At 65.1% G+C, this 12,514-nt stretch carries 7 protein-coding genes; all 7 read right to left on the bottom strand.

Going from position 1 to position 12,514, the window contains the following annotated elements; translation table 11 throughout:
• Window positions 1-23: 23 nt before the first annotated feature.
• The 7 genes from GWK50_RS09145 to GWK50_RS09115 all read right to left on the bottom strand — a co-directional run bounded on the left by GWK50_RS09145 (window position 24) and on the right by GWK50_RS09115 (window position 12,466).
• Window positions 24-4,769, bottom strand: coding sequence for a PAS domain S-box protein (locus GWK50_RS09145; RefSeq protein WP_162016219.1), 4,746 nt, complete (start codon window positions 4,767-4,769; stop codon window positions 24-26).
• Between the two features lie 179 nt (window positions 4,770-4,948).
• Window positions 4,949-6,196 carry a Yip1 family protein gene (locus GWK50_RS09140; protein WP_162016218.1) on the bottom strand — a complete coding sequence of 416 codons (1,248 nt, stop codon included), beginning with the start codon at window positions 6,194-6,196 and terminating at the stop codon, window positions 4,949-4,951.
• A 43-nt stretch (window positions 6,197-6,239) separates the two neighbouring features.
• The gene (locus tag GWK50_RS09135) at window positions 6,240-7,271 is read right to left on the bottom strand and encodes a VWA domain-containing protein (protein ID WP_162016217.1); all 1,032 of its coding nucleotides are present in this window, start codon (window positions 7,269-7,271) and stop codon (window positions 6,240-6,242) included.
• A gap of 38 nt (window positions 7,272-7,309) precedes the next feature.
• Window positions 7,310-8,173 (bottom strand): hypothetical protein, encoded by an 864-nt coding sequence (locus GWK50_RS09130; protein ID WP_162016216.1) that lies wholly within the window; start codon window positions 8,171-8,173, stop codon window positions 7,310-7,312.
• A gap of 125 nt (window positions 8,174-8,298) precedes the next feature.
• Entirely contained in the window at window positions 8,299-8,943 is a 645-nt protein-coding gene (locus tag GWK50_RS09125) for a response regulator transcription factor (protein ID WP_162016215.1), read from the bottom strand.
• Between the two features lie 18 nt (window positions 8,944-8,961).
• Window positions 8,962-11,064, bottom strand: coding sequence for an ATP-binding protein (locus GWK50_RS09120; protein WP_162016214.1), 2,103 nt, complete (start codon window positions 11,062-11,064; stop codon window positions 8,962-8,964).
• A 235-nt stretch (window positions 11,065-11,299) separates the two neighbouring features.
• Complete coding sequence (locus GWK50_RS09115; protein ID WP_162016213.1) at window positions 11,300-12,466, bottom strand: ABC transporter substrate-binding protein; 1,167 nt, start codon at window positions 12,464-12,466, stop codon at window positions 11,300-11,302.
• Window positions 12,467-12,514 lie beyond the last annotated feature (48 nt).

The following is a 12,514-nucleotide window of genomic DNA, read 5'->3' as shown; positions in this document are numbered from 1 at the left end:
GCCGACACTGAGGCCAGCGCGCGCTACCCGCAGCGGATGAGTTGGAGCGCCTGTTCGAAGTCAAACCCCTCGATGGCCTGCGCAATGGCAGTGTGGTGTTCCGGGTAGGCCTGGGCGAGCAACCCCGGCTGCCGTCCCACCCATTCCATGCACGCGCTGTCGCCTTCTGCCAGCAAGGCTTGGAGCTGGGCGCAGAACAAGGCAATGGCCTTGCCTTCAGCCGCCTTGGCGGGGGCAGCGGAGGTCGGTGCGGGACTGTGCTCGCCAGTCAGGCAAGTCGCCAGGCCTTCGATGACCGGCGCCAGCTCCGCCTCGACCCGAGACAATGCCTGCTCCACCGCGGGCAGGGGTGCCAGCGCACGACAGACACGCTCCAGGTCGGCAGCTGCGGCCTGCACGCCACGCGCACCAATACTGCCCGCCACCGACTTGAGCGTGTGCGCCAGCCGCTCGGGGGCACTCGGGTCTGATGCCTGTTGCGCCGCCCGGAAATCAGCACCAAACGCCCGTTGCCCCGCGAGGAAGCGACCCAACAGCGAGCGGTACAAGCTTTCGTCGTGCATGGAGGTCACCAGGCCCACATGCACGTCAATGCCCGGCAAGGGCGGCAGATTGTGCGTTGGCATGGCAAAAGCTGGCGACAAGGCGTCTGATGCATGGGGCTTGCGCACCTCTGCGGCGGGCGCTGCGGACTTGCCCAGCCAACGCGCCAAGGTACTGAACATGCTGCCCACATCCAGTGGTTTGGCGATGTAATCGTTCATGCCCATGGCCAATGCGCGCTCACGGTCACCGGCCATGGCGTTGGCAGTCATGGCGATGATGGGCAACGCTCGCAAGGCAGCGTTATCACGGATGCGGCGCGTGGCCTCGTAGCCGTCCATCACAGGCATTTGGCAATCCATGAGGACGCCGTCAAAGTCTGCACCACGCGCCTGAAGCGTTTCCAGCGCCTCCAGCCCATTGGTGGCCAGGGTGACCTGCACCCCGGCATGGCGCAAGAGCTCCATGGCCAGCTCCTGGTTGAGTTCGTTGTCTTCCACCAGCAGCACCCGTGCGCCTTCGAGCTGGCGCATGGCATTGCGGCTTTCGTGCGCCATGATGCCGGTGCGGTTCTCCACCAGGCCCTTGCGGTCGATGGCGGCGCCAATGGCGTCGAGCAACTGGCTGGGCATCACCGGCTTGGTCAGTACGGACTTGAGCGCCACGCCCTGGCGTTCCGCCTCGTCCAGCGCCTCTTCGCGGCCAAAGGCGGTGACCATGATGCTGGCGGGCACGTTGGGCAGCCGGCGCGCATGCATGAGGCGCAGGGTTTCAATGCCATCCATTTCGGGCATTTTCCAGTCGATCAGCACCAGGTCGTAAGCTTGGCCCTGCTGCTCGGCCTGTGCCACGCAGGCCAGCGCGGCCTGCCCGTTGGCCGCCGTGTCCACCCGCAGGCCCAGGCCACGGGCAATGCTGGCCGTGATCTCGCGGGCGCTGCTGTTGTCATCCACCACCAGCACGCGCATGTGCTGGAGCACCTCGCGCGACATGCGGCGCGAGGCACTGCCCTGTGCATTGCGTCCCAGGCGCGCTGTGAAGTGGAATTCCGAACCCACACCCGGTTCGCTCTGAACCCAAATGCGCCCCCCCATCTGCTCCACCAGCGCCCGCGAGATGGCCAGCCCCAGGCCCGTGCCGCCGTAGCGGCGTGTGGTGGAGCTGTCGGCCTGGCTGAAGGGCTGGAACAGCTTGGCGCATTGCGCCTGCGTCATGCCGATGCCGGTGTCGCGCACCCAGAAGTGCAGTTCGATGTGCTCGGCATCGCGGTCGATTTCCTCGATGCCTATGACCACTTCGCCCTGTTCGGTGAACTTGACGGCGTTGTTGCCCAGGTTCACCAGGATCTGGCCCAGGCGCAGCGGGTCGCCCACCAGCGCCGTGGGCAGTTGCCCCGGCACGCAGAACAGCAACTCCAGGCCTTTTTCCTCGGTGCGCAGGCCAATGAGGTTGGACAGGCTCTCCATGACATCGTCCAGGCAGAACTCGGTGTCCTCGATCACCATCTTGCCCGCCTCGATCTTCGAAAAATCGAGGATGTCGTTGATGATGCCCAGCAACCCCACGGCCGAGCGGTGCGCCTTCTCCACATAGTTGCGCTGGCGCGCATCCAGCGATGTCTGCAGCGCCAGGTGGGACATGCCGATGATGGCGTTCATGGGCGTGCGGATCTCGTGGCTCATGTTGGCCAGGAAATCGCTCTTGGCCTTGGCAGCGTCCTCGGCCACACGGCGCGCCTGCTCCATGGCACGCTCGGCGGCCTTGCGTTCGGCGATGTCCTCGAACACCCAGATCGTCACATGGTGGTGGCGAGCCGATCGGATGCCCCGCCCCGATACCTGCGCCACAAAGGTACCGCCGTCCTTGCGGGCAAAGTCCCATTCCACGTTGACGTCCTTGCCCGCAGCCAGCACCGGCCCGACCAGCGCACCAAAGCGTGCGTAGTGTTCGGGAGACTGCTGGATGATGCTGCCAGGTTGGCCCACCAGCTCGTCTGCCCGGTAGCCCAGGTACTCAACCAGGCGCTGGTTCACGCGCAGGATCACACCATCGGCGGTGTAGATGATGCCGTTGGGGGCGTTGTCGAAAATCATCTGCTGCTCGTCCAGCAGGTTCTGCAACTCGCGTTGCTGCAGCTCGATCTCCAGGCGCGCACGGCGCTTTTCGGTCACGTCCTCGGGCATGCACTGCACCAGGCGGCGCCCCCGGTACTCGAAGGCCGCCAGGTGCACTTCGGCGTCCCAGGTGTCCCCATCCGGGCGCTGGTAGCGCCACTCGCAGCGGGCATGCCCCTGGGTCAGAGCGCGCTGCAAGATGTCCTGCATGAGGCTGGCACTGTCCTGGTCGCCGTATTGCTCGGGCGCCAACAGGAACAACAGACCTTTGCCCAGCAACTGGCTCTTGGCGTTGACGCCAAAGATCCGCACCGCCGCCGGGTTGCAGTCGATGTAGCCAAAGTCCGGATCCAGGATGATGATGGGGCGCGAAGACTCCTGGAACAACATCTTGTTGTAGGCCTCGCTGTCACGCAGGCTGGCTTCGGCCACCTTTTGCTCGGTGATGTCCTGGTTGATGCCCACCAACCTGCGTGGGGTTCCATCGCTTCCACGCAACGCGGCATGGCCTATGTCCAGAATCCAGCGCCACTCGCCCGATGAGCTGCGCATGCGAAAGACCTCGGTGTAGTCGGGTATCTCGTTGAGCAGGAAGCGGCGCAAGTGATCCTGCACGCGCTGGACGTCTTCGGGGTGAATCAGCGATACCCAGCAGGCCATGTGGTTGGGATGCTGGGCCAACAGGCTTTGCTTGTCGTAGCCGAGCATCCCCGCCCAAATGTCGTTGACCGCCACTTCGACGATCTCATGCTGGTCGTTGATGGTGCAGTCGTACAGCCCCAGGTTGGCTCCCCGCAAGGCCAGGGCCAGGCGCTCCTCGCTGCGCGCTACCAGTTGCTCGGCCTTTTGGCGTTCGGTGATGTCGTAGATCCAGGAAACCAGGTAACGCCCATCCGAAAAGTCGAGCAGGATGGACGAGAGCAGTACCGTGACGGGCGTGCCGTCGGAGCGCACGAAGTCGGCCTGGTAGCCTTTGACAGCGCCTTCACGGCGCAAGCGCTCCATAAAGGTCTGGCGATCCGCCGGGTTGCGCCACGATTTGCTGGCAGGGTGTGTGGCCAGTTCCTCGGGGCGCACACCCAGCATTTCCGCGTGCTGGCGGTTGGCAAAAACGATCTGCCCAGCCTCGGTGCCGATGATCACACCCACGGGGCTGTTTTCGAGAATGCGGAGCAGCCGGGCCTCGTTCTCCTGGCGCTCCCGCTCCAGGCGCTTGCGTTCGGCAATGTCCTCGTACACCCAGACGGCCGAGCGCTCGAACCCAGGGATGTTGATGCCCTGGCCCGACACCATGGCCTCGAACACCGCCCCATCGTTGCGCCGGAAATCCCACTCCACGTGCACTTCCTGCCCCGACGCGAGCAGCGGAGCCGCCACGGCCGAGAACGCCTGATAGCTGGCCTCGTCCCGAAACAACCGCTGCGCCACCGAATGGCCCACCAGGTCGGGCGGCTCCAGGCCCAGGCTCTGACACAACCTGCGGTTGACCCGCAGGATGATGCCGTCCGCCGTGAAGCACATACCGTTGGGAGCGTTCTCGAAGATGACCTGCTGCTCCTCCAGCAGCTTGCGGATCTCGGCCTGCTGGCGCTCGATCTCCAGGCGGGCGCGGCGCTTTTCTGACACATCGTCCACAGTGAAGCGCAACAGGATGCGCCCCCCGCAGTCGAAGGCCATGAGATTGACTTCGGCGTCGAAGATTTCGCCATTCGCACGACGCGCGCGCCACAGAAAATTGGCAATGCCGTGCTCCACGATGGAACGGGTGATTTCCTCCCCCGCGGTCTGGGTGTCGGTGCCGTCGTATTGCGTGGGCGCAGAAAAGTCCAGCGGCATGCGGCCTAGCACCTCGTCCCGAGACTGGAAGCCGTAGATACGCACCGCTGCGGTGTTGCAGTCCACGATGCCGATCGCTGGGTCGATGATGACGATGGGCACCGGCGAATCCTGGTACACCCGCTTGTTGTAGGCCGCGCTGCGCTCCAGTGTGTCCTGGGCTTCGCGCATGGCGCTGTCCTTGGCGGCCAGTTCGGCCTCCAAGGCAGCGCAGCGCTGCTGCCATTGCGCCAGTTCCTGCTCCAGCGCAGCCTTTGTGGTGTGCGATCGCTCCATGGCCCCTCCCAGTTGAACCGTCCGCCGCACACACCCATGGCGGGCGGCGGAGGAAGGCGTCGAACTGTAGGGGAGTATCGGCAGCGGTTGACCTGCACGTCAACACACGGCGCGGCAATTGCGCACACGATGCATGGGGTGTTTGAGCTAGCGCAAGAGCCCTGCCCCCTCGGCCCACATCAAGAGGCCCTGCGCAGCGCCCCCAGCTTTTGGCCCAAGGGCAACAGATGGCGCTTGAGGTCCTCCACCGGCAGCCTGCCGTAGGCCTGCACCATCACCCCGTTGGGCAGCATCAGCGCCACATCCGAACTGCTGCCGTCCTTGCGGTAGCTTTCCTTGATGGTCGTGTCGCCCTGACGGTAGATGCGCTCCACTTCATCGGCATTCTCGCTCTCGGCGGTGGTCGTCGCCCAGCCCGCCATGGCCATGCGCAGCGCAGGGACAGCGCCCAAGTCCTGGATCTGGATCTCCAACTCCTTGTCCTCGTGCGTGTACTGCGCACTGACATGGGTGAACTGCATGCCCATGGCGCTTTCGGAGCGCGCCTCGATCGCTGTGCGCGGCAAATCGCCCACACGCTCGGGCAGGGTGTCCCGCAGAAGTTTTGGCGCAAAGGGCTCACCACCCTTGCCACCCAGTGCAGCCCCCATCATTTCGGTGGCGGCCTTGGCTGCGGCCTGGGTGTCTCCCTTGGCCTGGGCCTCTTCCATTTTGCGGCTGGCTTCCTCCAGGCGTCCTGTGTCGATCTTGATGTCGGTGCCGGGAACCTTCATCGCGACCGAGCCCGTGTCGCCCATGCCCGCCATGCCTGCACCCAGACCCCGTGCCCCCGGAGTCACAAGTGATGTGGCCAACCCGACCACAATGCCTGCCAGAATGCCGCAGACCACCAAGGCTGCCGTGTAGCCCACCGCTTTCTCTTGGGGAGCCTTCATCAGCACGGGGATGCCGCTGTAGATCAGGTACACCGAATACAGGGCCGCCAACAAGCCCAGCATGGCCAATGACGGCAGGATGCTGAACACCCCACCCAGCATGCCAGCCGTGGAGGCATAGGCCACCAGCTTGAAGGCGCTGCCCATGTCTTGCTGCGCCTGAAAACGCGGCGCCAGCATGTTGGCGATCAGCGCCAGCACGTACACCATGGCCAGCGACAGCACATAGCCCACCACCATGCTGACCAGACCTTGCACCACGGGCACGCGCACCGAGATGCCAAAGGCACCTACCCCCACCAGGCTGTACCCAATGAACCCCGCCACCGCCGGAATGGCCGCCAGAAAGACCAGGTAGCCCAGGTAAATGCGGCCTGGGTTGCCGTCCTCTGCGTTGATCTGCAGCCAGGTTTCGCGTGGGCGCATCAAGATATCAAGCACACGCTGCAACAGCGCTGCGCGGTCTGTCGAAGCCAGGCGGGAAGTGTTCATGGTGCAATGTCCTTGAAGTGATCAGAATGGTTTGCGCTGCGCATCAATTCGCAGCAGCAGGCTGGAACATGACCTTGGCGCCGGGTTTCACGCCAGAGACCCAACCTTCACCTGGATTGGTCTTTTCTTCGCTCAGCGCACCACCCGTGCCTTTGAGATCACACCGTGGGTGCTCGATGAAATAACTGCCCGGTGGGTTGTACACCCAGGCACCGCAGGCCGTGTGCTGCATGCACAGTGCCTGGCAGTCGCGGGCGGTCTGGCCCTTGGCAAAGTCCTTCACGCCAAGCTCCCCATCGCGCTCGCTCCCGCCACCCTCAATCTGTGTGCCCGCCTCCCACCACAGCATGGTGTTGGGCATCCATTCGCGGCCCTGGGTGGCATTGACTTTGGGCGCGGGGGGCGCAGCCTTGGCCACGCTGCGCAGGGCATCGCTCAGGCTGCCAGCATCACGGGCGTCCAGATACCGGCCGCCCGTGCTGGAAGCCAGGCATTGGAGCTGTTGCTCGGCCTTGCTGCCCTTGGAAATGTCAAAGCCAATCACGTGGGCCGTGAAATCCACGCCCAGCTTCTCCAGTTCCTTGCCCACGGCACAGGGATCGGCATGGCAGGTTTCCTCGCCGTCAGAGACCAGAATGACCGTGGCCTTTCGTTCGCTGAACTTGAGTTGTTCTGCTGCCATGCGCACCGATGCCGAAATGGGCGTCATCCCTTTGGGTTGCAGCGCATTGACGGTCTGCACCATGGCGCTGCGGTCCAGCGCACCTGGGGCACGCAACAGCTCGATGTCGCTGCAGTCGCCTTTGCTGCGGTGGCCATAGGCCATCAAGCCCAGTTGCTGGCCTGCGGGCCAGCCATCGAGCATTTGTGCCACAGCATCGCGTGCGATCTCGATCTTGGCCCGCCCCCCCATCTTTCCCCACATGGACCCCGAGGCATCGAGCACCAGCATGCTCTGCCCCGGCCCTTGCGGTGGGCTGGGGGCGCGCTGGGCTTGCTGTGCCTGGGCGCCCATCGACAGCAACATACCGGCGGCCAGCCACCAGGCGGCCCGGCCCATGCGCGAATGGTTCATGGTGTTCCCTCTCCAAAAAGTTGCAGTGAACGCCTGTCTCATGACTGGCGCGTGAAAACAAAAGGTGACTGGATGGTGCAGGCCTGCGGCACGGTGACGCGCACGATGCTGGCACCCTCCATGCGCTCGGGGCTGAGCACCCGCAGGTCGTACTCCATGGACATGGCAGCGCTGGCTGTCTTGAGCCTGGCCTTCCAGTGGTTGGCCGCCACGCGGCTCCACTGCACCTGCGGGCTGGGAATGAGCTGGCCACCGCTGAAGGGCCGCGCAAACACGACCTGCCCCGATTGGGGCGCCGGCATCTGCCCTGCGACCGCCTGGGCTACACCCGCAAGGCAACCACCACTGGCACGGGGCTGTCCTTCGAACCGGAATACCCAGTGCCCGTCCCGGGGCTGGAAATCCGTCCCAGGTGTCGATGGTGGTACAAGCACGACCTCCGAAGCCCCCGGACGAGGCACTTCGACATCGATCCCGGCCGGTCGCTGCCCTCGCCCACTTGCGGAGGGATTTGTTGCGGCGACAACCAGGGGCGCCTGCATGGCTGCCGACTGCGCTGCTGGCGGAGCCCCACGCAAACGCTGCGCTGGTCCGTAGGCATCGTCATGCAGCCCGATCAATATGCGCGCCTCATCGCGGCTCAGGTGCCCACACTGCGACGCAGTGGCAGCACAGGCCCACACCGTGTCGGGCCAGTCTCTGCTGGCCTCGACAAAGGCAAGCTCGGCCTGGTTCCTATCCATACCCAGGCGGGCACGCGCCCCGATGGCACTGGCAGTGCCCGTGCAGTGCACGCCAGCGGCACAGGCCAGTTCGGGCAAGGGTGCTGCACTGGCACCCAGGGGCCACCCGCAGGCCAAGCCCCACAGCAGCGTGCTCCCAATGTGTCTGGTTCGTGTCATGTGTCGATTTCCTCGGCTCCAAAAATTGCAGCCCGGTCCATGCGACAGGGACTATGCAACATGGGCGCCATTGTGGAAACCGTTGCAGAGCATGCCCACCCCCAGAACTTGGGGGACACCGTGACTTATTGCAGCAATCCGCGCCGCTGTGCCTCAACCGCTGCCTGGGCGCGGCTCTTGATGCCCAGTTTGCGGTAGATGGATTTGATGTAGCCGTTGGCCGTGTGGTAGGTGATGCCCAGGCGCTCTCCGGTCTCGTGGATGCTCAGGCCCTCACCAATGGCGGCAAGCACGTCGCTTTCTCTGGGGGTGAGCGCTTCGGCAAGGTCAGCGCTGGGCCTCAGATCGGCGCCTGGGGTGCTGCGAAAGTAACCCAGCACCCTGCGGGCCACCGCAGGAGACAGCGGCAGCTCTCCCCGGGCGATGCGCTGCAGTGCGGCCACCAGGTCGCAGACCGGTTCGGACTTGAGCAGATAGCCATCGGCCCCTGCCTGCAGGGCGCCAAACACCGAGGCGTCATCAGAAAACAGTGTGGTCACCACGGCGGGCACCTCAGGGTGGCACTGCTTGAAACGGCGCAACACCTCCAGCCCCGAGCCATCAAGCAGGCGCAGGTCGATCAAGGCCAGATCCCATGCTTCGTCCACCCGCATGAGCGCATGTGCCACCGTCGGGCAGTGCGTGGTATGCGCTGCGGGGTACACCTGCTGGGCGATGTCCTGCAGCAGTGCGCAGGCTTCGGGCTGGTCTTCCACAAGCAGAATGTTCATGTGCCTGATTGTCATGGCTCAGCCCGGATCCTGCAGGGCGTTCAGGGGCAGGCGTGCTTCCATGACCGTGCCACCGGAACCCAGCGCCTGCCATTGCAAGTGCCCACCCAGGCGCTGCACCCGGCGCAGCAGGGACTGCATGCCCAGCCCTGCGCCCCAGGTCGCCGGATCGGTCGCAGGGCCATCGTTGCGCACCTGCACCAGCAAGCACTCCTCCAGTACCTGCACCAGCACCTCGATGCGGCTGGCTCCGCCGTGGCTGATGGCGTTGCGCACGGCCTCGGACAGGATGCGCGCCAAGGCCAGTGCGGCCTGCGGGCGCACTCTGTGCGAACCTGCCTGGCCGGGCAGCGCGCTCTGCCATTGCAGTTGCAGACCTGCTGCACGGATGCGGGCGGCCAGTTCGGCGCGCAGGTCGGCGAGCAGATCGGTCAATGCCACCGCCTCGCCCGCCATGCCGTGGGTGATCAGACGCATCTCCTGCAGCGTGTCCTGGGCATAACGCCCCCAGTCGCCAGGGGGCGCCGCATGGGCCATGTGCAGGAGACGTGCCCCCAGGTCATCGTGCAGGTCGTGCGCAATGCGTTCACGCTCGCTCTGGCGCGCCTGCGTGGCGGCACGGTCTTTCTCCACCATGGTCTGTACCAGGTGGGCGCAGTGGTCGGCAAAGCGTTCGTCCTGCGGGCCAAACAGGCGCCTGCCGCCATGGGCATGCACCAGTACCACACCCTGCCCCGTCCATGCCAGTGGAGCCCACAGGGCGCCACCCGCTTCCTGCATGCGGCTGTGCGAACCCGCCTGTTGCGCCAGCACACTGCTCTCGGGCTCGTACACCTGCTGCAGAAACTGCTGCCAAGCCTGCAATGCGGCCATGTCGGATTGCTGGGCTGCACGTGCCACGTCATACAGCGGAGCGATGTGCTGCTCCAGTCGCAGCGGCCGGGTTCCCAGCAAGGTCTGTGCAATCCAGCCACGCAAAGGCAAATAGGCCGCACCCACCACCAACAGGCTGATGAGCAGGGCGGTCTCGGCCTGCACGCTCAGGGCCAGTACCAGCATCAGGTCGCACACCACCAACAGCAGGCTGGCCAGCACCCACAGCAGAATGCGGCGCAGCCCCCCCTGCGCCCAACCCAGCACCGGGCTGACCAGGAGCACGACGATGGAGTAAGTCTTGACCGCCAGGAAGCTGGCGCTGACGAAAAAGGCCCGTGTTTCGAGGTCTTGCACCGGCAGGGCATGGATCAGCGCCAAACGCGCAAGCAATATCAAGCCACCCAGGGCAAACCACTGCATCAGGGCCCGCAGCAAGGGGCTGTGCGAGCGCCGCCATTGCCAGCCCATGGCCAGCGGCAGGGCCAGCGTCCACACCACCATGAAGGCCTGGTGTCCCCACATGGGTGCGGGTGCCAGGGCGGCCAAGTCCACCACGATCACAGCCAGTGCCAAACAGGGCAGGACGCCCAACCATCGCGCAGGCACATACCGGCGCGGAAGGGTCAACACATAGCCCAGGTAGCCCGCAAACGCCAGTTGCACCGCAGCCCGCGCCGCGCCGTTGATGCTGCCCGCAGCCCCCAGGGGCCAGGCCAGGCCATGCACCAGCTCGAGCCCGCCCAACGCCATGCCAACGGCGTATCCGCTGCAGGCCAACGCCAGAAACCCGTTTCCGAGGCTGCGCTGACGCAGATAATGGGCCCATCCACTGGTCCATGCCAGCGCAGCCAGCAACAAATGCCACCAGAGCATGGCGCCGATGCCGCCCAATCCCCGGTCGCGCACCGTCACCGGATGCTCGCTGCCATCGGCCATGACCAGGCGCGCGGAGTCGCTCGCCAACAAGGCGTGCAGGGCCTTGTGGCGGTCGTTGTAGGCTTCGCGCAGCTCATGGCTGGGCAGGAAATGCCCCGCGTCGCTCAAAAGCCAGGCGTCAAGCTCCAGCGCCCCATTAGGGCTGCGAATGCTCACCACCGGCCGTTTGCAATCAGCCCCAGGGTGCAGGCAGACGGCCTGGGATTCCTGGCTCCAGCCCAGTTCCACACCCACCAGCACCCGCTCGCTGGCCGCCAGCCACAGCACCCCAGCCGCCAGCGGAACAAAGGCCAGCAGCGACAGCACCATCCAACTCGCCAGATGGCGGGCATGGCGCTGCCACCACGCCCGGGCAGTTTGCCAAGGGCGCGCAGCGGGAGTCAGGACAACGGTGGAGAACCTGGAATCCATGGCGTACTGTCAAATGATTGCACAAGGACTGCAGTGACGCCGCCCCACGGAGTCCATTTTGGTAAGACGGATGCTGCTGGTCCCACACGCCGCGCTGACACTCCCCTGTAGAACGCAACCGAAACCCCGGTTCTCAACTCACCCGGCGTCCGTTTTCCGCATAAATGGCCAGATACAGCGTGTTCGACCCGACATAAGGGGCCTTGTTGCCAAAGCCCACATGGAAATCACCAAAGGACAGCGAGCGAATGCCCGCCAGCCCGGCGCGCAGGCGCTCGCGACTGAGGTCCTTGCCTGCGTTGCGCAGACCTTCGATCATGACCTGGGCGTTGATCCAGCCCTCCAGGCTGCTGCCGCTGGTGAGGTACTCCGGCTTCGCTCCCGCGCTCTTCATCGAAGTCTGGAACTTGCGCACCACCACCGACTTGGCGGAGGTGGCATCCGGAAACACCTGCACCGCAGCCATTCCCCGCGTAGCGTCCCCGAGCTTGGGCAACTCGGAGACAAAGAGCGTCACCGAAAGGCCTGCCAGCGGCACGGTCTTGGCGCGCGCGCGGAATGGCAGCACAAAAGCCGTATTGGCTGTGCCCGTGGTGGCCAGCACCACCGCCCCCGGTCGATCGGCATAGACCTTCTCGGCCACCTCCTCGCCGTTCTTGCCGTCCACAGCCAGGGCAAAAGCGCCGGCACGCTCGACCTGCGCCTCGTCCAGTGCGGCGGACAGGTAGCCCAGCACCTCCTTTCCGAAGGGGTTGTCCAGGTACACCACGGCAATGCGGCGCAAACCCATGTCCACCATCTGCCGCACCAGGCGGCGCGCCTCATCGGCATAGCTGGGGCGCACAAAGAACAGGTTGCGCTGCTCGGGGCTGCGGACGGAGGGCGCGCCCGTAATCGGCCCCACCGTTGGAATGCCCTTGCCCTCGATGAGTGGCAACAAGGCCGCTGTGTTGGCCGTGCCCATGGGCGAGATGAGGGCAAAGACCGACTGGCCATCGATCAGCTCCGTCACGTTCTTCAGGGTGCGCGCGGGGACATAGGCATCGTCCATGACCTGCAATGCGATCTCGCGTCCATGGATGCCACCGGAGCGATTGATCTCGTGGAACGCTGCTTTCATGCCGGCCACCTGTTCCAGGCCCGCCGCGCCCAGGGGGCCGGAGAGCGCCATGGAACAGCCCAGGGTGACCACGCGCCCGACGCCCTCGGTCTCGGCGGCGTGGCTGTGGCGCATCCAGGCGGGCATGGTGCCGACGGCCAGGGCCTGGGTGGAATGCAGAAGAAAATCGCGGCGGCTCATGGTGGTGCGGGGCTCCATGCAAGAAAAGGTGGCCGAAGATTACGTTCC

The organism is Acidovorax sp. 210-6, assembly GCF_010020825.1.
Taxonomy (GTDB): domain Bacteria; phylum Pseudomonadota; class Gammaproteobacteria; order Burkholderiales; family Burkholderiaceae_C; genus Simplicispira; species Simplicispira sedimenti.
This window is presented reverse-complemented; position numbering and strand designations above follow the sequence as displayed.